At 37.9% G+C, this 23,034-nt stretch carries 28 protein-coding genes; 19 read left to right on the top strand and 9 right to left on the bottom strand.

Going from position 1 to position 23,034, the window contains the following annotated elements; translation table 11 throughout:
• Positions 1-3: 3 nt before the first annotated feature.
• Positions 4-495, bottom strand: a complete 492-nt coding sequence (locus tag MKJ01_RS05265) for a DUF456 domain-containing protein (protein ID WP_241612310.1) — start codon at positions 493-495, stop codon at positions 4-6.
• A gap of 78 nt (positions 496-573) precedes the next feature.
• Entirely contained in the window at positions 574-1,761 is a 1,188-nt protein-coding gene (locus MKJ01_RS05260; RefSeq protein ID WP_241612309.1) for a carboxypeptidase-like regulatory domain-containing protein, read from the bottom strand.
• Positions 1,762-2,033: 272 nt separating this feature from the next.
• Here MKJ01_RS05260 and MKJ01_RS05255 point away from each other — a divergent pair, with 272 nt between their 5' ends.
• From MKJ01_RS05255 to MKJ01_RS05190, 14 genes are all read left to right on the top strand, one after another.
• Complete coding sequence (locus MKJ01_RS05255) at positions 2,034-3,293, top strand: mechanosensitive ion channel family protein (RefSeq protein WP_241612308.1); 1,260 nt, start codon at positions 2,034-2,036, stop codon at positions 3,291-3,293.
• A gap of 85 nt (positions 3,294-3,378) precedes the next feature.
• A complete protein-coding gene (locus tag MKJ01_RS05250) occupies positions 3,379-3,714 on the top strand; it encodes a DUF2085 domain-containing protein (protein ID WP_241612307.1) in 336 nt (111 codons plus the stop codon).
• An 11-nt stretch (positions 3,715-3,725) separates the two neighbouring features.
• Positions 3,726-3,956 (top strand): hypothetical protein, encoded by a 231-nt coding sequence (locus tag MKJ01_RS05245; protein WP_241612306.1) that lies wholly within the window; start codon positions 3,726-3,728, stop codon positions 3,954-3,956.
• Between the two features lie 52 nt (positions 3,957-4,008).
• Complete coding sequence (locus MKJ01_RS05240; RefSeq protein ID WP_241612305.1) at positions 4,009-4,728, top strand: pyridoxine 5'-phosphate synthase; 720 nt, start codon at positions 4,009-4,011, stop codon at positions 4,726-4,728.
• Positions 4,729-4,813: 85 nt separating this feature from the next.
• Positions 4,814-5,593 (top strand): alpha/beta fold hydrolase, encoded by a 780-nt coding sequence (locus MKJ01_RS05235; RefSeq protein WP_241612304.1) that lies wholly within the window; start codon positions 4,814-4,816, stop codon positions 5,591-5,593.
• A gap of 116 nt (positions 5,594-5,709) precedes the next feature.
• Entirely contained in the window at positions 5,710-5,949 is a 240-nt protein-coding gene (locus MKJ01_RS05230) for a microviridin/marinostatin family tricyclic proteinase inhibitor (protein ID WP_241612302.1), read from the top strand.
• Positions 5,950-5,978: 29 nt separating this feature from the next.
• Positions 5,979-6,161 carry a microviridin/marinostatin family tricyclic proteinase inhibitor gene (locus MKJ01_RS05225; protein WP_241612300.1) on the top strand — a complete coding sequence of 61 codons (183 nt, stop codon included), beginning with the start codon at positions 5,979-5,981 and terminating at the stop codon, positions 6,159-6,161.
• A 35-nt stretch (positions 6,162-6,196) separates the two neighbouring features.
• Positions 6,197-6,418: a microviridin/marinostatin family tricyclic proteinase inhibitor gene (locus MKJ01_RS05220; protein ID WP_241612298.1), complete on the top strand. Its 222-nt coding sequence runs from the start codon at positions 6,197-6,199 to the stop codon at positions 6,416-6,418.
• Between the two features lie 34 nt (positions 6,419-6,452).
• A complete protein-coding gene (locus MKJ01_RS05215; RefSeq protein ID WP_241612296.1) occupies positions 6,453-6,656 on the top strand; it encodes a microviridin/marinostatin family tricyclic proteinase inhibitor in 204 nt (67 codons plus the stop codon).
• A gap of 91 nt (positions 6,657-6,747) precedes the next feature.
• The gene (locus MKJ01_RS05210) at positions 6,748-7,704 is read left to right on the top strand and encodes an MvdC/MvdD family ATP grasp protein (RefSeq protein WP_241612295.1); all 957 of its coding nucleotides are present in this window, start codon (positions 6,748-6,750) and stop codon (positions 7,702-7,704) included.
• Positions 7,697-8,701 carry an MvdC/MvdD family ATP grasp protein gene (locus MKJ01_RS05205; protein ID WP_241612294.1) on the top strand — a complete coding sequence of 335 codons (1,005 nt, stop codon included), beginning with the start codon at positions 7,697-7,699 and terminating at the stop codon, positions 8,699-8,701. The genes MKJ01_RS05210 and MKJ01_RS05205 overlap by 8 nt, the downstream gene beginning before the upstream one ends.
• 356 nt (positions 8,702-9,057) lie before the next feature.
• Positions 9,058-10,071 (top strand): NAD-dependent epimerase/dehydratase family protein, encoded by a 1,014-nt coding sequence (locus MKJ01_RS05200; RefSeq protein WP_241612293.1) that lies wholly within the window; start codon positions 9,058-9,060, stop codon positions 10,069-10,071.
• A complete protein-coding gene (locus MKJ01_RS05195) occupies positions 10,068-11,837 on the top strand; it encodes a long-chain fatty acid--CoA ligase (RefSeq protein ID WP_241612292.1) in 1,770 nt (589 codons plus the stop codon). Before MKJ01_RS05200 ends, MKJ01_RS05195 begins: the two co-directional genes overlap by 4 nt.
• A 61-nt stretch (positions 11,838-11,898) precedes the next feature.
• Positions 11,899-12,954: a diphosphomevalonate/mevalonate 3,5-bisphosphate decarboxylase family protein gene (locus MKJ01_RS05190; protein ID WP_241612291.1), complete on the top strand. Its 1,056-nt coding sequence runs from the start codon at positions 11,899-11,901 to the stop codon at positions 12,952-12,954.
• 134 nt (positions 12,955-13,088) lie between these two features.
• Here the strand turns inward: MKJ01_RS05190 and MKJ01_RS05185 are convergent, their stop codons facing one another.
• Positions 13,089-14,168: an endonuclease/exonuclease/phosphatase family protein gene (locus MKJ01_RS05185; RefSeq protein WP_241612290.1), complete on the bottom strand. Its 1,080-nt coding sequence runs from the start codon at positions 14,166-14,168 to the stop codon at positions 13,089-13,091.
• 126 nt (positions 14,169-14,294) lie between these two features.
• Here MKJ01_RS05185 and MKJ01_RS05180 point away from each other — a divergent pair, with 126 nt between their 5' ends.
• Together MKJ01_RS05180 and MKJ01_RS05175 are read left to right on the top strand one after the other, a co-directional pair.
• Entirely contained in the window at positions 14,295-14,732 is a 438-nt protein-coding gene (locus MKJ01_RS05180) for a nuclear transport factor 2 family protein (protein WP_241612289.1), read from the top strand.
• 8 nt (positions 14,733-14,740) lie between these two features.
• Positions 14,741-15,118: a VOC family protein gene (locus tag MKJ01_RS05175; RefSeq protein ID WP_241612287.1), complete on the top strand. Its 378-nt coding sequence runs from the start codon at positions 14,741-14,743 to the stop codon at positions 15,116-15,118.
• Here MKJ01_RS05175 and MKJ01_RS05170 read toward each other — a convergent pair whose 3' ends face one another.
• Positions 15,119-15,502: a DUF1634 domain-containing protein gene (locus MKJ01_RS05170; RefSeq protein WP_241612285.1), complete on the bottom strand. Its 384-nt coding sequence runs from the start codon at positions 15,500-15,502 to the stop codon at positions 15,119-15,121. It lies immediately after the preceding gene.
• On the bottom strand, positions 15,502-16,332 hold the full coding sequence (locus MKJ01_RS05165; protein WP_241612284.1) for a sulfite exporter TauE/SafE family protein: 831 nt from the start codon (positions 16,330-16,332) through the stop codon (positions 15,502-15,504). The genes MKJ01_RS05170 and MKJ01_RS05165 overlap by 1 nt, the downstream gene beginning before the upstream one ends.
• Before the next feature lie 89 nt (positions 16,333-16,421).
• Here MKJ01_RS05165 and MKJ01_RS05160 point away from each other — a divergent pair, with 89 nt between their 5' ends.
• Both MKJ01_RS05160 and MKJ01_RS05155 read left to right on the top strand, forming a co-directional pair.
• Positions 16,422-16,973, top strand: a complete 552-nt coding sequence (locus MKJ01_RS05160) for a DUF1543 domain-containing protein (RefSeq protein WP_241612282.1) — start codon at positions 16,422-16,424, stop codon at positions 16,971-16,973.
• Between the two features lie 61 nt (positions 16,974-17,034).
• Positions 17,035-18,147 carry a 5-(carboxyamino)imidazole ribonucleotide synthase gene (locus tag MKJ01_RS05155; RefSeq protein ID WP_241612280.1) on the top strand — a complete coding sequence of 371 codons (1,113 nt, stop codon included), beginning with the start codon at positions 17,035-17,037 and terminating at the stop codon, positions 18,145-18,147.
• Between the two features lie 157 nt (positions 18,148-18,304).
• Here the strand turns inward: MKJ01_RS05155 and MKJ01_RS05150 are convergent, their stop codons facing one another.
• The 4 genes from MKJ01_RS05150 to MKJ01_RS05135 form a co-directional block, all read right to left on the bottom strand.
• Positions 18,305-20,428 carry a cation:proton antiporter gene (locus MKJ01_RS05150; RefSeq protein WP_241612278.1) on the bottom strand — a complete coding sequence of 708 codons (2,124 nt, stop codon included), beginning with the start codon at positions 20,426-20,428 and terminating at the stop codon, positions 18,305-18,307.
• A gap of 7 nt (positions 20,429-20,435) precedes the next feature.
• The gene (locus MKJ01_RS05145; RefSeq protein WP_241612276.1) at positions 20,436-21,002 is read right to left on the bottom strand and encodes a hypothetical protein; all 567 of its coding nucleotides are present in this window, start codon (positions 21,000-21,002) and stop codon (positions 20,436-20,438) included.
• A gap of 129 nt (positions 21,003-21,131) precedes the next feature.
• Entirely contained in the window at positions 21,132-22,043 is a 912-nt protein-coding gene (locus MKJ01_RS05140) for a DMT family transporter (protein ID WP_241632521.1), read from the bottom strand.
• 148 nt (positions 22,044-22,191) lie between these two features.
• On the bottom strand, positions 22,192-22,335 hold the full coding sequence (locus MKJ01_RS05135) for a bacteriocin (protein ID WP_241612272.1): 144 nt from the start codon (positions 22,333-22,335) through the stop codon (positions 22,192-22,194).
• Between the two features lie 162 nt (positions 22,336-22,497).
• Between MKJ01_RS05135 and purE the strand changes: the two genes are divergently transcribed.
• On the top strand, positions 22,498-23,001 hold the full coding sequence (gene purE, locus MKJ01_RS05130) for a 5-(carboxyamino)imidazole ribonucleotide mutase (RefSeq protein ID WP_241612271.1): 504 nt from the start codon (positions 22,498-22,500) through the stop codon (positions 22,999-23,001).
• Positions 23,002-23,034 lie beyond the last annotated feature (33 nt).

Here is a 23,034-nt window from a genome sequence, read left to right as displayed (position 1 = left end):
TTTTTAAATAATAGCGAGCATATCCAGGATAACTACCAAAAACATGGCCAAACCTACCACAAGGCTAAAGCCGGTTCCGTAAATAAACCCTATAAAAGCACCTTTTGTAGATCGTAAAGCTTTGTTCATATCTTTACTGTCATGAAGGAGCTCACCAATAAACACCCCGGCAAACATACCTACTAAAAACCCTAAAGGAATCGGTAAAAATAATCCGACAATGGTTCCGATAACAGAACCAATGCTTCCCCAGCGGGTTCCGCCATATTTTCTGTTGGTTTTCGCAGGGATTACATAATTTAAAATAACTGAAAGAAGGGTCAGTATTCCGAATGCCCAGACATAGATCATTGGTAAATCAGCATCGGTGCCGAATTTATAAATCAATAATCCGCAAATACTTAATAGCAGCCCGGGAAGTACCGGCAGAAAAGTTCCCAGCATTCCGAGAAATAAAAGAATCAGGCAGAGAATATCAATTAATGCTGTGTCCATAGTTTTATTTATATATGCAAGATATAAAAAAAGACGGCTTTATAAAAGCCGCCCCCATGTTTAGGTTGAAGTTTTTTATTACAGGTTTAAAATTACATATTGAAGAATTACACCGGCGTTTCCAATATTTCCTGAAGCATGATTATGGAAAGTGGTATAATAAATATAGCCACTGTTTGAAGATCCTGAGCAAGGCCCCACCGTGGCTCCTAACGCCACCAGATAAGGAACCAATACCTGTGGGACTGAAAGGCTGATCTGGATATTTCCCGGAAGAGTAATGCAGACAGTTGCAAACGTTGTATTGGGAGCGTTTCCTATAGGAGTGGTCTGAATGCCGGTCGCTGTGAAATGATTGGTCCTGATCATCAGGGCATCGTTTGATGAAGTTTCTTTCACCAGAACTTCCCAATAGGCCGGATCGTAATTAATTATTTTTTGCCATGCCCCTAAATCATAATCAATATTAAGTGTATTGAATCCCAAAGCCGTTGTAAGTCCGGTATTGTTTACAGTAGCGCCGACCATACCTGAGCTTCCCGTATTTTTAGAACAAAGCTTTGAATCAGGAATAAATCCTCCTGCAAGAGAGCAGTTGTTGGTATTGGTTGTGCCGCCTACCAGGTACGCAACATCCCAGTCCGAAGCATAAATACTCCCTCCATTAGCTACGAAGACGGCTAGATTCGTATCGATGACAGAATACAGTGCAGGATTTGAAGAATAGTTGCTTCTGGAACCGCAATTAAGGAATATAATATCATATTGTGCAATAGTCGTTAAGTTGGCAAGGTCATTATTGCTGATTTCGGTGGCAGTGTAGCCTAAAGTCTGAATAATGTCTTCTATTTTATCATATGTACCTTTAACATAAGCAATCTTTGCCACCTGATTTAATTTAGTTTGACCAGCCTCAAGATTTAAAGTTTCATTATCTTTTACCGTTGCGGAAATTTCAGTTCTAAAGTTGCTTCCATTTCCTGTCTGAATGTAAATGGTGCGGTTTCCTGCCGGAGCATCCAATGTAAATTTTCCCTCTGCATCCGAAGTCGTGTAGTAAATTTTATACTTGTCATCAAAAGTAAAGATTGAAGCTCCACCAATAGGTTTGGTCCCGTTTTGTGATAGTACTTTTCCGGTAATTTTTCCGGTTTTCACAACAGTGGTATTCGTATGTTCAGAGAGCATCGGAGAATCGTCTCCTCCTGAACAGTTGGCTAAAAGTGTGAATACACACAACAAAATAAAAAAGTAGTGTTTTTTCATATGTTATTGATTTTGATTTATTTAGTTTATGTCAAATTTAATTAAAATTTTAAATATAAAATCATAAAACTTTAAATTATTTTAAAATAATTTATTGATCTGAGGTAATTTAATTGAATATTTTATTTATTAATCAATATTGGATTAAATTTAATAATTTAAAATTATGCCGTGAAGTTTTTATTGAATTATATTTTAAAATCTGTTTTGGGATAAAAATTGATGCAGAAAACTCTATAAAAAATCATACTTATTTTCCTAAATTTGCTGTAATGAATGATCAATTAGAAGAAACGAAAGATTTTTTACAGGAATTGAGCGAACCGCTCTACCGATACATCAGCAAGATCTCTCCCACAGGTCTTGACTGGGTATTTCACATGATTGTAAAAATCATTCTACTGTGTATCATCTTCCTTGTTATTGATCTTATTCTCAAAATTATCATTAACAGTGTATTCCGTATTTTTCATAATAAAGAAAAATATCCGATAGTCAATTCGGTTTATGAGTCGAGAGTTACGAATTCCCTGGCCCACCTTTTTGCATTGTTGATTGTGGGAAGTATTCATGAATCGATATTTTCTGGAGCATTGGTAAAAACCACACAGTTCCTTATAAGATCTGTAAACTTGGGAATGGTGATGATTTTTGCCGGAATGCTTTACCGTGGGTTAACGGCTTTTAGGAATTACTTTGTCATCAAACAGGATTTTTATAAGATCATGGCACTGAATGCAGTCTCTGAAACTATGAAGATTTTGGGGATTTTTATTTTTTCCGTAGTTGGGATCTGTGTTGTTTTCGGGATTAAAGGAACTACGATTGTTGGAAGTCTGGGAGCGATTACTGCCGTGTTGGTGCTGGTATTCCGCGATACTATTTTGGGATTTGTCACCGGAATTCATGTTGCTACTTCAAAAAATCTGAAGGTAGGAGACTGGGTAAGTATTCCAAAATATAACCTGGAAGGGAATATTGCCGATATTAACTTGCTTACCACAAGAATCAACAATTTTGATAAAACTTTTTCCACTATTCCTACATATGATTTAATGACCACAGAGATTAAAAATCTCCAGGTAATCTCTGAAACTAATGCCCGGAGGATTAAAAAGTCAATTTTTTTTAATATCAATTCATTTAAATTTCTTACTGCCGACGATATCGAGCGTCTGAAAAATATCAACCTGATTTCAGACTATCTGAGCCAGAAATCCATCGAGCTAAGTAAAGAAAAAGAACATATGGCCCATAAGGAGGCGATTATTAATGGCAAACAGCTGACGAACATCGGGGTTTTCAGGTACTATGCCCAGAAATACATAGAAAAAATTCCGGAACTGGATAAAGAGGGGCCGCTTATTGTGCGCCAGCTTAATATTACGCCGCAAGGTTTGCCTTTGGAGATTTATTCTTTTACCAATGATACAGAGTGGGTTAGGTTTGAACAGATCCAGGCTGATATTTTTGATCACTTGCTGGTTGCATCCAAAGAATTTGAGCTTGAGGTAATGCAGGTAAAAATGTAAACGAAATCAGGAATAAACAGAGAACTCAGTTCAGCTATTGCGTCAATTAATTGTTAAAAACGAATATTTTTTATATTTTAGCTTTATGACTAAAATTCAATGGGTAGATTGCCACAGAATGCCATCAAGATCTTTTTTTTATAAAAAGAAGCAGTTTCCTGTTTGTGCAAGATGCACAGGCATTTATCTTGGATATTTTCTCATGATTCCGATGCTGTGGTTTTACCAGATCGGAATGCTGCTAAGCTTCATGCTTATTGTTCCTACGCTTATTGATGGGCTTACCCAAGCTTACCTCAACAGGGAGAGTACAAATTTTCTGCGTTGTGTTACTGGTTTTTTAGCAGGCATTGGAATAAGCGGTTTTAGTGAGCGGATAACCTATTATACTTATCATTTTATCAAAACATTATTATCATAAAAAATTAAACTATGAACGATTTAAATGAAAATTTCCCGAAGGGTCCTAACCAATCGAATGAAGATCTGCATATCGGATTAAAGATTTTATCATTTTGTATTCCGCTGGCAGGAGCAATTATTTATTTTGTCAAGAAAGACAATGAGCCGGTAGCTGCGAAATCTGCCTGTAATCTCGCCCTTATAGGATTAGGGGTAAATGTTGCCCTCACGATTGTCAGACTCATGACCACAGGAAGTTAAAAATGTCAGATCAAAAAGCCCACTTTAAGTTGGGTTTTTTTATTTTTGCACCATGACAAAATTAAGCGTAAATATAAATAAGATCGCTACCCTTAGAAATGCAAGAGGAGGTGAAACCCCAAGCGTAACGGAAGCTGCAGTTAAAATTCAGGAATTCGGAGGGCAGGGAATTACCATTCATCCGAGACCCGATGAAAGGCATATTACCAGAAAAGATGTGTATGACTTAAAGCCTTTGGTGACCACAGAATTCAATATCGAAGGAAACCCTCACAGGCCGTTTATCGATATGGTGCTGGAAGTAAAGCCCGAACAGGTAACGCTGGTTCCTGATGCCGATGATGCCATTACTTCAAATGCTGGCTGGGACACAAAAAAACATCTTGATTTTCTTACGGAAATCATTGCTGAATTCAAGAATGCAGGAATCAGAACTTCCATTTTCCTTGACCCGGATCCTAAACTCGTGGAATCTGCTGCGAAAACGGGTGCGGACAGGATAGAATTGTATACGGAATCTTATGCAAAAGATTATCTGATAAACAAAGAGCTGGCAATAAAACCTTACTATGAAACCGCTCTGGCAGCAACGGAATTTGGATTGGGAATAAATGCAGGGCACGATCTGAGCCTCGAAAACTTAAAATATTTTGCAGATCATATTCCTAACCTCCTGGAAGTATCCATCGGGCATGCTTTGATCTCTGAAGCCTTGTATATGGGATTGGAAAATACAGTCCAGGCCTATTTAAAAAGGCTTGCAAAATGGTAACAATAGAAACCGGAGTTGAGAAATTAGAAGTTAAGGATAGATTTTCCTAACTTTTAGTTTCTAACTTCTAACATCTTATAAAAATATGGAAATTTTAAATTCAAAAATATTCGGCGAAAGTCTTTCATCAACACCTCTTCTGGTATTTCACGGATTATTTGGAATGCTGGATAACTGGGGAAGCTTCGGCAAGGATCTCGGAGAATATCTGCCTGTTCATTTAATTGATCTCAGAAATCATGGAAGAAGTTTTCATTCCGACAATATGTCCCATGATGACTTAGCTGACGATATATTCCGGTATATGGAACATTATGGGATTGGAAAAGCCCATATCTTAGGACATTCTTTGGGAGGAAAAGCCGTTATGCAGTTTGCTGTGAAATATCCGGAACATGTAGAAAGACTGATTGTGGTGGATATTTCTCCAAAGGCATATCCTCCGCATCACCAGGGAATTATCAAGGCGCTTGAAACAGTAGACTTTAATTCAGTTCATTCCAGAAGTGAAGTCGAAGCGGTTCTGAGTCAGTATATTCCTGAAAAATCGACCATTCAGTTTTTGGCTAAAAACCTGTATTGGGATGATGATAAAAAGCTTAACTGGAGATTCAACCTTAGAACCCTTTCTGAGAAGTATAATGATTTTGTCTCCAATGCCATCAGGTTCGGGGTTTTTGAAGGTAAAACATTGTTTATTTCAGGAGAAAAATCAAACTATATCCTTCCACAGGACCAGTTTTCCATTAAACAGCAGTTCCCAAAAGCTGAATTCGTAACTGTGAAAAATGCAGGGCACTGGGTTCAGGCAGAGAATCCTGTTGATTTTGCAAGTGTTGTCAGACAATTTTTGAAGATTAATTAATATTATCGTATTATTTATTTGAATTTGTTAAAATTTTCTTAAAATTAATTTTATTCTTCATCGTGTGATTTTTTTTTGATACTTTAGAGTTCTCTAAATCATTAATATTAATAACAATGGAAAATAAGAAATCAAAAAAACCGTTTTTTGCTTCGTACCTCGAAAAGCAGATCCAGGATCCTGAAAAAGTAAAAGGAGGGACGAGCCCTATAACGTCAGTGCTTGCAGACGAGGTGACCGATACTCAGAAAGATAATGTAACAGGGGTACTCAGAGATAATGCAACCTCTCCTGGACTTGATGCTGTTACAATGAGGTATCCGTCTGACAGTGATTCTGCTCAGGATCTCGATTAATTTCGTTTAACCTTATCAAATAAAATATTATGGAAAACAAAAAATCAAAAAAACCGTTCTTCGCTTCATTTCTGGAAAAACAGATCCAGGATCCTGAAAAAGTAAAAGGTGGTGCTACCTCTCCACTTCTGGATAATTCTACAAGACCAGGCGGGGATCATGTGACCTTGAAATATCCGTCTGATAATGACGAAAGCGGAAACGCATTATAGGGAACCGAATACTGTATCAATCAAGTTATCATACGATGAAAAACAAAGATTCAAAAAAGAAGCCGTTTTTTGCTTCATTTCTGGAAAAGCAGATTGCAGATCCTGAAAAAGTGAAAGGTGGTTCCGGAGATACAACAACAGGAGTGTTGCGGGATAATGTTACGTCACTGCTTGTTGACAGTGTAACCCAGCCCGGACAAGATATAGTATCGATGAAATATCCATCAGATAGTGATGAAGACGGTACATTCGAATAAACAGAACTTATATTTTTAATCCAAAATAAGCATTATGAAAAACAAGAATTCAAAAAAGAAACCTTTTTTCGCATCATTCCTTGAAAAGCAAATCAGTGAGCCTCAAAAAGTAAAAGGAGGTGACGGAACGGGTATTATTACCAAGCCAACTATTGACACGGTAACAAAACCAACATTGGATATGATGCAGACAATGAAGTATCCATCTGATGGTGATGATGACGCTCCTGTGGTATAAGCAAGAATTGTTTCAAATAAAATTTTAAACAAAATCTACATAAAGGAAACTTACACATTAAGTTTCCTTTTTTAATAATTACAATCGGCAAATGATTCTTTGTATCACGCATTCCGGAGATTTTTATAACATCGATCTCTTTTTTGACTATTTAAAAACGAAAAATATTTCCTATTTCAGGTTGAATTCTGATCGGTTGAATCATCTTCAGAAAATCATGATCCGTGAAGACTTTTTTGAGTTAACGGATGAATTAGGAAATACAATCAATTCTAAAGAAATACAGGCAGTCTGGCACAGAAAATCCTGGGGCATCAGCATTCCGGAAGAGCTGGATGAAAGTTACCGATCTGTTTTCCTGAAAGAATATGTAAGCCTCAGATATAATCTTCTTACCATTTTGGAACATCTTCCGTGGATTAATCCTTTGGAAAATGAGAATAAAATTGACGGGAATAAGATGTTTCAGCTGAAAATTGCAAAAAAAAATAATTTGACCATTCCTAAAACTATTTTCTCTAATGATTCGGATAGGATTACGGCATTTTTTCAGGAAAGCTGCAATGGAAAAATGGTAGCAAAGCTGCACGGCGTTATTTCAAAGTCTATGAGTGGAGAAAATTTTCTGTCAACAAATATTATTGATGAAAATTCTCTTGACGATATTGCTGATATCGCCTATTGTCCGATGATTTTCCAACCTTATGTCGAAAAGGAATATGAATTGAGAATTGTCTATGTGAACGGTGAATTTTTTACCGGAAAAATCAATAACAGCGAAAATGTCGACTGGCGGGTTGCAAAGGGAAATTATTTCTGGTCTGCATATCATTTGCCTGAATATATTCAAGCTAATCTCACCTCTATGATGAAAGAAATGGGGCTTTATATTGGAGCAATAGACATGATTAAAGGAAAAGATGGAAATTATTATTTCCTGGAAGTAAATCCACAGGGAGAATGGGGAATGCTGCAAAAAGAATTAAATTTCCCGATTGCAGAAAGAATTGCCGACAACCTTATAAAAAGAATGAAAACCAATGAATAAAATTTTAATAATTACCCATACGGGAGATAATTTTTCAATAGATAAAGTAACCGAATACATCGATAAAAACGGTTGTGAAGTTATTCGCTTCAATGTAGACGAGTATCCGCTTAAAAATAAATTATCGACCACATTTCAGGACGGCGAATGGACTACAAAATTAGAAACCCCTGAAAAAGAATATCGTTTGGATGATATTTCAGCTGTGTGGTACAGAAGAGCTTACAATATCGGTCAGGGAGTAAAAGATGAGCTTGATACCAAGTTTTACGGTGCCGCGATGGGTGAAATCCGCACGACGCTTTTTGGATTTTTAGAATCGGTGGACGTGTATTCTCTGGGAAAACCAAGTGTTTACAGAAGGCTGGACAGCAAAGAAGAACAGCTGAAAATCGCAGATAAGATTGGATTTAAAATTCCGGCAACCTGTGTCACCAATAATCCTGACAAAGCGAAAAAATTTATTGTAAAGCATAAGGATGTGGTGGCTAAAATGCAGACCGGTTTTGCTATTTATGAAGACGGGATAGAAAATGTAGTATTCACCAATGTGGTGAATGAAGACAAACTGGAAGAACTGGATACGCTTCTCTATTGCCCGATGCAGTTCCAGCAAAAAATTGAAAAGCAAAAAGAACTTCGTATAACAGTTGTAGGCCGTGATATATATGCTTTTGAAATCGATTCCCAACAGTCTGAAGCGGCAAAAACAGATTGGCGGAAAGATGGTGTCAACCTTATCGATAAGTGGATTCCCACACAGCTTCCGCAGGATATTGAAGTAAAAATATTAGAGCTTTTAGATGTATACCACGTGGATTATGGAGCTATTGATATGATTGTCTCTCCTGAAGATGAATATTATTTTATCGAAATCAATGCTGCCGGAGAATTTTTCTGGCTTGATAACCTTACGGAACAAAATCAGATTTCAAAAAGTATTGCTGACCTTTTGTGTGATAAAGCTCCGAGAAGAAACAATATGGTTTTGGCATAAGATCAGCTGAAAAGTAATAAAAACAAGAAATTTAAAATAATCAGAAACGGGCTTCAGCCCGTTTTTCTTTTAACAGTTAGCCTGATTTAGTTTAATTCAATGATACGTACAATTGCTATTATTTAATTTAGAAAATGATCTGAAATAAATATCGGCCTTAATAAAGGATCAAGTCTGTTTGGCCTGGTGTGGATTTGCAGAAAAAAGCATAATGTTTGTTTCATTAATCAGATTTAGTCCTCTGTAAATTTATTTATGATTTATCACGAATTAAAAACTGATTTCTCCTTTAAAAATCGCAAATTTGCATAACGCAGAATATGAATATAATTTAGTCAACTTAGTAAAAATAACTGATGGTTTTTGTAACGGGAGCTACCGGAATTTTGGGAAGGGTAATTGTTTTGGAACTTTTAAAAAAAGGGAAAAAAGTTCGCGCCTCTAAAAGACCGTCGAGCGATTTAAACGAAGTGAAACATTCTTTTACATTTTATACGGAAAATCCTGAAGATTTTTTTAATAAAATTGAATGGGTGGATGTTGATTTTGATGATATTCAATTACTTCAGAATGTCCTGGAAGGAGTTAGTGAGGTGTACCACTGTGCTGCAAAAGTAGGATTCAATCCCAAAGATGATAAAGAGATTTATCGTACAAATGTAAAAGGTACTGAAAATCTTTTGTATGCCTGCGACCATTCATCTGTGAAAAAATTTCTTCATGTAAGTTCCATAGCCGTGCTGGATCTTTTTAATGAGAACGGTGAGCTGGACGAAACTTCTGAGTTTAATCCCAAAGAAGAACACTCTGCGTATGCCATTTCCAAACATCTTGCAGAAATGGAAGTATGGAGGGCCTCTGCTGAAGGGTTGAATACCGTTATTATCAATCCGGGAATGATTGTCGGAAGCGGAAACTGGGGAAACAGCAGCGGAGATATTTTTCCGACTTTTGAAAAGAACAGCTTCACTTTTTCCGGCGGGACAAGCTATGCTGATGTAAGAGATGTAGCCAGAATTTCTGTGGAACTTATGGAAAAAAATATATTCGGAGAACGTTTTATTATTATTTCTGAAAGTAAAAAATATGTCGAGATCGGAAGACAAATCCGGACGTCATTAGGGCTGAAAGAAGCAAAGGTGCTCTCAAAATTTCAGTTGAATATGGGTGTTTTAGCGAATACGCTTTTCGGATGGCTGGTTCCGGTGCTGAGAATGGCAACCAAAGCAAATATTGAGGCTGTTTCTGTAATGAATATTATTTCCAACCGGAAAATAAAAGACAGGATAGCATATCAGTTTATTCCTTTGGAGGAAACGGTTAATTTCCATCTTAAAAATTATATGAACGATAAAAAGTTGAAGAAATGAATCTTGCAGAGGCAATTATTCAAAAAAATATAGAAAGGCATGCCATAAAACCGGCCATCGGATTTAGGAAAAAAGATGCAGGATGGAAGGAGCTGAGCTGGCAGAAATTCAGTGAAATTATTTTTAAAACAGCCAATGCCCTAAAAAGTGCAGGAATCGCAGAAAATGATAAAGTGGCCATTTATGCTGATAATTCCTCAGAATGGATGATCTGTGATCTGGCGGCAATGGCGATTGGAGCAGTAACGGTTCCTGTCTATTCAACCAATAATGCCGATCAGGCAGAATATATCATCAGTGATTCGGGAGCAAAAATTATTCTGGTGGGAGACCAGGCACAATATGATGCCTGCCTGGAAATTTTCAAGTCCGGAAAAACCGGGCTTGAAACTATTATTATTTCTAAGAAGGCCGTCTGGATCAAAAAAGAATTCAGCAGTTTTTATCTGGAAGATTTCATTGCCAAATCCTCTCCCGAGCTGGAGTTCTGTAAAAAAGAAATTAACGATGTAGCCACTCTTATTTACACTTCAGGAACAACGGGAACGCCTAAAGGAGTTATGCTGACTCATGGGAATTTCATTAATGCTTTTGATGCTCATTTTGAATTTTTTAAATTTAAAAATTTTGAAGAAGAACTGTCGTTGGCTTTCTTACCGTTAAGCCATGTCTTTGAACGGAGCTGGAGCCTTTTATGCCTGTACGGCGGAGCAAGGGTGTATTTTCTTGAAGACCCGAAAAATATTGCTAAAACTTTGGAAGAAGTAAAACCGACCATGATGTGTGCCGTTCCGAGATTTTTTCAGAAAATTTATGCCGGTGTATTGGAAAAGGCTGAAGAAGGTTCTTCATTCAGGAAAAAGATTTTCAGCTGGGCACTGGAAACAGGATGGCAGACGGCAGAACTCAGAAGAAAAGAAAATAAAATTCCTTTAGGGTTAAAAATAAAAGAATTCCTTGCAGAAGTATTGGTTTTTAGTAAAATAAAAGCAAAAATGGGCGGACGGTTATGGTTCCTGCCTTGTGGTGGCGCTTCGTTATCCCCGGAAGTAACCCGTTTTTTTGAATCGGTTGGAATTCATGTAACGGTAGGCTATGGGCTGACGGAGACTACTGCAACTTTAACGCTTTTCCCTTTAACCCATTTTGAACACGGAACCAGTGGGAAGCCGCTCCCCGGAGTAGAACTCCGCATCGGTGAAGGCAATGAGATCCAGGCGAAAGGAAAAGGAATTATGAAAGGATATTATAATAAGCCACAAGATACCCTGGATGTTTTCACAAATGACGGCTGGTTCAAAACCGGTGATGCCGGTAAGATCGATGATGAGGGAAACCTTACAATTACAGACCGTTTAAAGGATCTTATGAAAACCTCCAACGGGAAATATATTGCCCCGCAACAGATTGAAAACCTTCTGACGAATAATAATTTTATCCAGCAAATTGTTCTGATTGCAGAGGATAGGCAGTTCGTATCGGCGTTGATCGTTCCGAATTTTGAATTTTTACAGGATTTTATTAAAAACAATCATATTCCGTTTACCCGCTGGGAAGATGTCGTGAACTACGAGAAGGTGAATGATTTTTATAAAGCTAAGATCAAAGAACTGCAAAGCCATATGTCAGATTTCGAGAAGATAAAGAAATTTACATTGATGCCCACAGAATTTGATATCAGTTCCGGAGAAATTACACCGACACTTAAAGTAAAAAGGAATGTGGTACTCAAAAGATACTCGGATATTATTGAAAAAATGTATTAATTATCGGCTGATAAGAATAAACATAAGGTTCGATAGATAACATTATTATTTAAACCAAATTATGACAACACAGGAATTTTTAGGAAAAAAAGAATTTAACATATATAATCAAACAGTTTCGGAAAGCTGCCCGTCTAATATTGCCCTGATTAAATATTGGGGAAAATATGATAACCAGATTCCTGCAAATCCAAGCATCAGCTATACCCTGAATCATTGTAAGACAGATACCACGATAGAGTTTATTGCTGATGAACCGTTTGTTGTACAGACTTTTCTGGGAGGAAGCGAAGAAATAAAATTCGCCGAGAAAATAGAAAAATATTTTAACAATATTGAGCAGTATCTTCCATGGATTTTGAAGGGGAAATACGTGATCCGGACACAAAATACATTTCCTCACAGTTCAGGGATTGCCAGTTCAGCTTCCGGGTTCGGGGCGATTGCCAAATGCCTGATGAAACTGGATGAAGCTTTTACGGAAAAAAAAACTGAAGAAGAATCATTAAAAAAGGCATCTTTTTTAGCCAGATTAGGAAGTGGAAGCGCCTGCAGAAGCTTATACAGCGGATTAGTGGTCTGGGGTGAATCCCAAATTAAAGGAAGCTCTGATCTCTATGCCGTACAGTATCCGAATGATGAAATTCATGATATTTTCAAAAATTTCAACGATTGGGTTTTGCTCATCCATGAAGGACAGAAGTCGGTGTCTTCTACGGTAGGGCATGGACTGATGAATACCAATCCTTATGCAGAAAGAAGATTCCAGGAAGCCAGGGAAAATTTCGGTCCGATGAAAGACATCTTAGCAAGTGGTGATATGGCAAGCTTCATTAAGCTGGTAGAGCACGAAGCTTTAACGCTGCACGCCATGATGATGATGAGCGACCCTGCTTTTATATTAATGCAGACAGGAACCCTGGAAGTGATTAATAAGATCTGGAAATTCAGAAAAGAGACCGCTTTACCTTTATTTTTCACACTGGATGCCGGTGCTAATGTTCATCTTTTGTTTCCTAATGATGGTTCAGAAGATCAAGTTAAAGCTTTTATTGAGGCAGAATTACTGCAGCACACCCAAAATAACGGCATTGTTAAAGATGTGATGAATTTCTAAAGATTAATGATGACACGACAATCATATAAAGCGGACCTATCCGCTTTTTTGTTTATAATTAATAGTGATCATTATCAATCATTCGTTGACTTAATTTTCCACTAAATTCTGGCACCAGATAAAAATGACCATTATCATTCTGTGACTACTGCATCACGTTCACCATCCTCTTTTTTGCCTTCCTCGATCATTTCTTCCGCTTCTGCTTTTTCTTCGCTGGTTGCCCCGTCAATGCGCTCTTCCTGCTCAGAATTATGATGATCAATATAAAACTCACAGTACACCGGAAGATGGTCAGAACCGAAATTTTCAAGTGTCTTGAGGTCTTCAATAAAAATATTTTCACTGTGGAACATCAGGTCAATAGGAAATCTCAACAGCCAGTATCTGGCATGGAAGGTGGAAACAAAAGAACGTCCGATCCTGGGGTCTATCAGGTGGCTGGTTTTCCTGAATAGAATAGATGATTTTGACCATGCGACATTATTAAAATCTCCTACGACAATAATAGGTTTGTCAATCTCCGTAACCCGTTTAGCTGTACTTAAAAGGTCACCGTCTCTTTCTTTCGATGTTTCTTCTTCTGTCGGGCTTGGCGGAGGCGGATGGACACCAAAAAAAACGAATTTAAAACCATGATCAGTTTCCATGTGAGCTTCAATGGAAGGAATGTCATCCGCAACAAAATAGTGGGTCTTTGCATCTTCGACTTTGGTTTTTGAATAAAAATGCATTCCGTACGTATTCTCCAAAGTAACTTTGTGCTGATACCTGTATTCTTTTTCCAATGGCTGCATTGCTTTTTCCCAGTCGCTGTTGCTTTCCATGGTTAAAAAGAAGTCCGGGTTGTATTTTTTTATCAGTTCGATGAATCTTTCATATTCCTTATTAAACTGGTATACATTGGCAGAAATAAATTTTAGTTTTTGGGAAGATTGCTGGCGTCGGAAATGTTTTTTCACAGGATAAAGCGGAGTGTATTTCACAAGTATAAGTCCGTGATATACAAACATCAGCAACAGAAAAGACTGGTAGTACCAGAAGTATTCTGAATGATTAACAGCAAAACCTAATAAAAAGGTTAACAGGATAAAAAGGGTAACCTGTATTTTGCCGAACTCAGGAACCCGGAAGATCCAGTGAGAATTTTGAATTTTTGGAAGTATGGTTAAAATCAGCAACAATACAGTCAGAATCAGGTAAGCTGTCCACATATTAATAAATAATTTTATAAATTTAAATCATTTTTTATTATCGCTCAAATGAAATTTTATATTGTAGCGGATTAATGCAGGATTATAAAGGTAAATACTTTATTTTAGAGATAAATTCAGAGAAACATGAAGAAAATATTTACGATTGCTGTATTGTCAGGAACTTTGTGCCTTGCCCAGAACGGACAAGCAGTTGAAAAGCCGGTCAGAGATTTGTTTTTAGCCATGAAAACGGCTGGTGCTCAACTTATGAAGACTGTTTTTTCTGAAACAGCAATTCTTCAGACCATTACTAAGGACGGTGTGAAAACTGAAGACATCAATAGTTTTATCACTTCTGTTTCCGGCTATGCAAAAAATGATCTGGACGAAAGGATCATGATAAAAGCAATTCATACTGACGGAGACCTGGCGAGTGTTTTTGTCCCTTATTCTTTTTATTTTAAAGGGAAATTTTCTCATTGCGGAGCCAACAGCTTCCAATTGATCAAGCAGAATGGGATATGGAAAATCCAATATCTGATTGATACCAGAAGAAAAGAAAACTGTAATGATCTGAAATAAATTGCAATATGAAAATCCATCACATCGCCATCATCTGTTCAGATTATGAAGTTTCAAAAGAATTCTATACCAACATTTTGGGATTGAATACTCTCCGTGAAGTATACCGTGAAGAAAGGCAGTCTTACAAACTTGATCTTGCAATTGGGGACCATTATGTCATTGAATTATTTTCATTTCCCGATTCTCCCGCAAGGCCTTCACGGCCGGAAGCCTGTGGCTTAAGGCATCTGGCTTTTTCGGTTGAAAATGTTCATGAAAAGAGGCATGAACTTATTCAAAAGGGTCTGGACTGCGAAGAAATACGCATAGATGAATTCACCGGAAAAGAATTTTTCTTTACCATGGATCCAGATCAGCTTCCGCTGGAGTTTTATGAAATGTAATTAATGAGCGTAACCGGTAAAGAAACTGATCGCCATTATGGCCAGCACGATAGAAGAAATAATTACATATACATAATCTTTTTCTTTCAGATACCCGATTAAAGCGAAAATAATTCTCACCAAAGGCGTGAAAATCAAAAGTAAGATTCCAAGTTGGATAATGGCCATTCCTTCTCCTCTGCAAAGCGAATTCCAGAATTGTCCCCATACCTTTTCAGAAGAAGAACCCATATCAAGGCTGTTGTAGGTTTTAGGCATCTTGAATCCTTCTGTAAAAAGCTTGATAAAGCCGGCTAATGAAGTGGCTACCGAAAGAATTACACCCAGCCTGAGCAGATTTCCTACGGAACGGTTCAGATCTACATCTGTGAAGTTTTTCTTCATTATCTGAAACTTTTATTAATTCCGTTATACATCATGTATACAGACAGGATTGTGATTACAATGGCAAAAAACACTTTCAGTTTTTTTGTTTTGGAAACCATCAGTGTTTTTGATCCGATGAAGCTTCCTACCACAACACCTATCAAAACAGGCGCAACGATGACAGGGACAATCTCTCCTCTCTGAAAGTAGATAAGCGCACTCGCAACCGCAGTTACACCAATCATAAAGTTGCTGGTGGTTGTGGAAACTTTGAAGGGAAGTTTCATCATGTTATCCATCGCCAACACTTTCAGGGCACCGGAGCCGATTCCCAAAAGACCGGACATTGCACCGGCAAACATCATCATCAAAAATCCAGGAACTGTATTTCTGGCCGAATAGCTTTTCAGAACCCCTTTATCAGGAAAAGTTCCGAAAAGTTTTAACTTTTCTTCCAGGCTTCCCTGTATCAATGGTTCCTGATGGTCAGGTTTTCCTTTTAAATTTAAAATAACCGTAAGAAGGAGAATGCTTGCGAAAATAATCCCGATGGTATTCGGATTAAGCATTCCCGAAACCAGTGCCCCAACGATTGCTCCGGCTGTGGTAGCGATCTCCAGGAACATTCCGATCCTCATATTGGTAAAGCCTTCTTTTACAAAAGCAACTGCTGCACCGGAAGAAGTTCCTATTACCGAGATAAGAGAAGCCCCGATGGCGTAATGCATCGGAACGCCGAAACCCAGCGTTAATAAAGGAATGATGATAACTCCGCCTCCTAAACCGGTCAGTGAACCCAAAAGTCCTGCCGAAATTGCTCCAAGGAAGAGAATGATGATTTCTGACATGCTACAAATATAAAACTATTGTAACAGTCTGCCAAACGTTTAAAAAAGATAAATTTGACGTATTTTTGCATAAACGGAATTTAACAAATATGAAACTATTTTATGTCATCCTGGGAGCCACGCCGCCCGGAAGGAATATTGAGCAGCACGATGTATTTTTCGGGATTGCAGAAAGCCTGAAAGATCTGGTGGAGGAGATGAAGGATTTCTGGAAGGAAGCAAAAGGTAAAATTCATATTGACTGTTATCAGGAGGTGAAATTTGTAGACGGTTATGAAGTGAAGATTGTTGAAAAAGGATCTTCTACTTCTGAAGAACAGCTGTACTTTATAAATCTTGGAGGATATAAAAAAGGGTTTTTCGAAGAATTTCATGAGCAGCACCTGGTAGTCGGTCAATCTATGGCGGATGCCGTAAAAAAGGCAAAAAGTACGGAGTTTTATAAGAACATGGGATTTAAAGGAGCTACCAGCCATATCGATGAAAAGCTGGGCGTTGATATTGATGATATTTTCCCGGTAAAAGAAATTTTGCCTGTCACCATAAAGCAGAAATATTCGATTTCATTGGTAAAGTCAGAGTCTGAGAATCAGGAGAATTTTGTGAGCCTGGGCTATTTAAAGATTGATAAAGTTCAATAAAATTTTCACCAGATACATAGTGTGTTAAAATTAAGTTCAAATTTAACAGAAAAATAAAAAAATGAAAATAGGAATTTTAGGAGGAGGACAATTGGGAAGGATGCTGATCCAGGAAGCATTGAAATATGATGACGAGTTTTATACCCTGGATCCGGCTTCTGATGCACCCTGTCATATGATTTCTTACTTCACCCAAGGCAGTTTCAACGATTATGAAACCGTTCTGAATTTCGGTCAGGATAAAGATGTTGTAACCATTGAGATCGAACATGTGAATGCAGATGCATTATCCGAACTTGAAAATAGGGGAGTAAAAGTGGTTCCGAATGCTAAAATCGTTAAAACCATTCAGCAAAAAATCCTCCAGAAAGAATTCTATAAAGCTCATGATATCCCAAGCCCTGACTTTCAGGCGATTTGGAACCATGATGAAGAGATTACGATACCTCTGCCTTTTGTACAGAAAATGAATACGGGAGGATACGATGGTAAAGGTGTTCAGTTGATTAAAAATGAAGCAGACCTTCAAAATGTATGGAAAGAAGCTTCTGTCATCGAAAATCTGGTTGATATCGAAAAAGAGCTTTCAGTTATTGTTGCCAGAAATGAAAGCGGTGAGACGAAAGCTTTTCCGGTTACGGAAATGGTCGCTGATCCTAAATTAAATCTGTTGGATTTTAATATCTGTCCGGTACTATTGGATGAAGAGGTAGAGCAACAGATTCATTCGATTACAGAAAAATTCCTTAATGCTATCAATTCACCGGGGCTTTTCGCTATTGAATTGTTTTTGGATAAAAAAGGAAAAGTATGGGTCAATGAAACGGCACCGAGACTTCACAATTCCGGTCATCAGAGCCAGGAAGGAAATGCGAACTCACAGTTTGAGCAGATGTATAGGGTAGTAAAAAATTTACCGCTTGCAGATACGGACGCGATTATTTACAGCGGAATGCTGAATCTGGTAGGTTCAGAAGGCTATACCGGAAAAGTGATCTACAAGGGAATGGAAGAAGTAATGAAATTACCGGAAACCTATATTCATTTATATGGAAAAACTGAAACCAAGCCGGGAAGAAAAATGGGACATATCAATGTACTGGCCGAGTCGAGAGAGGAGCTTATGGAAAAGCTGGTGAAGGTAAAAGAAATGGTCAGAGTGATTGCTGAGTAATTAAGCTTAATTATACAAAAGAAAAGACTGCAATTCAAACTGCAGTCTTTTCTTTTTTATAATAGAGGAGAGGCTCAATATTATGTATTTACATTTATCTTGTCCTGATTATGGCTTTTAGGATTAAATTATTTAGAAGAATCAAAAGCTGAAAAGATTACTTAAAAATCTTCTTGATCACATTCCCGATTTCCATAAAGTCCCCATGGTTCCCTACCGCACGTTTTTCAGGATCATCTTCACTGAGCTCTGAGAATGGAAATATAAGAAGGTAGTTATGGGATTGCAGGTTTTTGTTCAGCAGTTCAGGGATCAGCCGCATCCTCGGAATGTAAGACTGCATTCCTCTTTTTGCCATGAAAAGAATAAGTGCTTCGTCTTCTTTTAACTGGGAGGCGGTAACTTCGCCATCCTTCCAGGCATTCATAATGATAAATTCAGCCTCAATATTGGCCTTTTTAATAATCCGTTGAAGGATATCCAGGATATTTTCGGAAGCATAAAAGACGATGGTGGCTCCTGAGTTTCTGGCGATATTCCATACTCTTAATAAGGCATGGAAAAAACCGGCTTCCCTGTGGGCATTTTCCGGAATCATGACCGCATATTTTTTGATTGTGGATAACGGCTGGGCGGCATGATAAACCAGCACATTCACATGGTTATTCTGCAAATAACCATTATAAAGATTATAGACGAAAGAAGGGGAAAAGCCTTTTTCATCTTCAAGGCCGATAACAAGATCCGTAATTTTTTGTTCTTTGATGACATTGTTCACCCCGTTAATGACATCATTATCATATCTTTTTAGCGGCTGCATTATTACATCTGCGTCGGCTGCAGTAACCGTAGCATGGTGCAGGACTTTTTCTGCATTTTTAACGGAAGACTCATTCTTATCTTCATTAATGACATTTAAGGCAAATATATTATCCGTATTGGAGTGCGCTTTAATTAAGATTCCCAGGTTTACCATCCGTTCAACCGTATCTTCATAATTGAGGGCAAGAAGAATGTTCTCTTCTTCGTGACTGTTTCCAGAAACGGTATCTTCGTTATCACTTTCAGCAATCTTTTGTGCGCTCGCCATGGAAACAAAGGATGAAATGGTACACGAAATAAGAATCAGCAGAATGCTGCCGTTCAGGACGTGCTCATTAAGTAACCTGACGGGTTCGCCGGTTTCCGTTTCTGAAAGAATGATATTATATCCTACCATCACTGAAGCCAGTGTTGCTGCTGCAGAAGCAGAACTTAAGCCAAAGATCAACTTTCCTTCTTCCTTAGACAGCCTGAATGTTTTTTGTGTCGCCACAGCAGAAAGGTATTTTCCTCCGATGGAGGCAACCAGCATAATCCCTGCAACTTCTAAAGTTTCCCAGCTTTTAAAAAATGCTTTAAAATCAATCAGCATTCCCACACTGATCAGGAAAAAAGGGATAAAAATTGCATTTCCTACAAATTCAACACGGTTCATCAATGATGAAGTGTGGGGAATCAGCCTGTTCAGGGCCAGCCCGGCAAAGAAAGCTCCGATAATGGCTTCAACACCCGCCAGCTCTGCCAGCAATGCAGCGAGGTAAATCATGACCAATACGAAAATATACTGTGAAATCTTATCATCTACTTTTTTGAAAAACCAGCGTCCGATAACAGGAAAGAGAAATAAAACAATAAGACCGAAAACAATAAAAGATGCCGAAAGCTTTATCCAGAATTCCGTACCCACATCTCCCTGCGACATCCCTACAATAACGGCTAATACTAATAAGGCAAGAATATCGGTAATCATAGTACCTCCAACTGTAATGTTGACAGCAGGATTTTTTGCAATGCCAAGTTTGCTGACCAAAGGATACGCAATAAGAGTATGCGAAGAAAAAAGGCTGGCAAATAGAATGGAAGTAAGCGTAGAAAAACCTAAAATGTAAGAAGCGCCCAAATACCCTAAAATAAAGGGTACCGTAAAAGTATAAATTCCGAAGGTGAGGCTTTTCCATTTGTTTTTTTTGAAGTCACCCATGTCTATTTCAAGGCCGGCGAGAAACATGATGTAGAGAAGCCCGGTAGTTCCGGTAACTACAATGCTGCTGTCTCTTGAAAGTACATTAAATCCGTTCGGGCCAATAACAGCCCCTGCAATGATAAGTCCTAAAAGATGAGGGACTTTTATTTTATTTAAAAGAAGCGGGGCGGAAAGAATAATAATTAAAACCAGCAGAAACTTTAGGACCGGGTCTTCAATGGGAAGACTCAGGTTATGGATACTCAGTAAAGTCATAAGTGTTTTATTTTGTGGGACGTACCAGTTCTACAGAAAATTTTGCAGTACAGCTGTTGTCAACAGTAATGCTTCTTGTACCTCTGATTTTTCCCGGGGCAATGTCATTCAGCAGAATATTCATTTCTACCTGTTTTTTTGAAGCGGAATCGGTTTTAAAATTAAGCTTCACTTCATTTTTATCATATTTGCCTGAGTATACCCTGACCAGATTATTGTTATTAATAATTTTAGTCACCAAATGGGTGGAATCACTGTCAAATTCCCAGGTATCAGTACGCTGGTCCCCTACAACATAATCACTGCAGTTGGATTCTGTACAGATTACTTTACCGGTCCATGACCCTGAAACTTCAGCCGGCCACATGACCACTTGTACTGAATCTTTTTTGGTGAAAATACTGTCTCTCATTTTTAGCAGGGCCTGATATTCAGATTCTTTCTGGGCAAATAATTTTTCTTTCTCCAATAATTGTTTTTCCCTCGCCAGAAGATCATTTTCCTTTTTTTTATCATCACAGCTGATTAAGAAAAATGAAATTACAAGGATAATAAATAGTGTGTTTTTTAACATAGTGTAATTTTGGCACAAACAAGATAAGAAAAAATGAGGGAATATGAAAACGCTCCAATGGGTTTATCATCCTGAAGATGTCAAAATATATGCCCATGTAATCTGCTAAAGATCGATGCTAAAAACAGCCTAAGAATTACGGATCCTTTGTCTCTTAAACATTTCGCGGTTATAGTTAATCACAAAAACGCCCAGAATAATCAGAAACGCGGCCAGAATAAATGTAACGCTAATTTCCTCATTCAGAATCAGCCAGCTTAAGAAAATAGAAATAACCGTATTCACATAGGCCAGAATGGAAACCTGAACCGGAGAAACTTTTGTCAGCGCATAATGATAGGCAAAAAAAGCAGCTACAGAACCGAAAACCGACAAATAGATCATGGCAGATATGCTTTTTACACTCCAATTGTCGAAATTGTAATGTTCTGTGAAAAGCAGGGCAAACATGAGCTGTATAATTCCGGCAAAAGCAAACTGGTAAAAAAGATTTAAAGAGATATTTTTACTCTGGATGTTCATTTTCTTTGTAAAAATAGTTCCTGATGCCCAGCCGGCAATTGCGATAAACAGCATGAAAACACCCATGGCATATTCAGGGTTCTCAAGATCATCAATTCCGTCCCAGAAGATAAAGATAATACCGCTGAAACACAATAGGACGCCCATCAATGTCCTGAAGCTGAACTTCTGCAATCCGATTGCCACACTACCCAGAAAAACAACGATAGGAGAGCAGGCGCTGATCAGTGAAGTCAGGCTGCTGGTGACGGATTCCTCTGCTAATGTGGTCATGCCGTTGGCCACGATCAGCATGAGTGAGGAAAAAATAATCTGATATCCAAGATTTTTCCAGCCGATCCATTTAAATTCTTTACGATAGAATAGAATGACCAACATAATCATCGCTGCTAAAAACTGACGGATTCCTGCTACAAACCAGGCCGGAATGCTTTCTACTGCAATACGGATGGCTAAAAAAGTAGTTCCCCATACAATGGCAACAGTAAGAACGGCGAAAGTGAGTTTGTAATTCTTCAAGGCAGATATAAAATGAGGCACAAAGATATTCTATTCTAAAAGAATATGGAATGAGTAGCAGTTGATTTATCGTTTTTGAAAATGAAAAGAGCAGCAACATGAAAATTTATTGACAAAAAAAGAGTACATATAAATGTACTCTCAATTTCTAAGGCTGATTACCGCCGCCGCAACCGTCATATGCCGCGCAATACGGTTTACCGTTTCGGTAACAGATATTACCACCCGGACAGTTAATACCGCCTGTGATTTTTTTCAAATCTTTTTTCTGAAGTTTTTTCAAATTTTTCATTGTCTTAAAATTTTATGTTTGTAATATCAATATTACACAGAAAAATACAGAGTATAAGTCATTTAACAAAATTTAACGGTCTTTGTGGTATCATAAGAATAGATTAGGCTTCTTTTTAAGAAGTTTAATTTTAATTATATTTGAATCCTAATAAAATTGAAAATGGTAGGAATCATTATGGGAAGTCAAAGTGACTTACCGATTATGGAACAGGCAGCAAATTTTTTGAAATCACTGAATATTCCTTATGAGCTGACTGTAGTTTCGGCGCACAGGACTCCCGAAAGGATGTTTGATTATGCAAAAACAGCAAAAGAGAGAGGCCTGAAAGTTATTGTGGCGGGAGCAGGAGGAGCGGCACATCTTCCGGGAATGGTGGCAAGCTGTACCACATTACCGGTTATCGGTGTTCCGATTTTATCAAGCAATTCTATTGACGGCTGGGATTCTATATTGTCTATTCTGCAAATGCCGGGCGGAATTCCGGTAGCTACAGTTGCTTTACACGGTGCTCTGAACGCAGGAATTTTAGCTGCAAAAATAGTAGGAATTGCAGATAAATCCGTGGCAGAAAATCTTCAGAAATATCAGGATTCCCTGAAAGATAAAGTTTTAGAAACAGTGAATGATATTAAAGCCCTGCATCCTAATCAGTTTGATCAGTAATACGTTATTAAACATTGTTTTTTCTTTGAAAAG

Source organism: Chryseobacterium sp. SSA4.19 (genome assembly GCF_022601875.1).
GTDB lineage: Bacteria > Bacteroidota > Bacteroidia > Flavobacteriales > Weeksellaceae > Chryseobacterium.
This window is presented reverse-complemented; position numbering and strand designations above follow the sequence as displayed.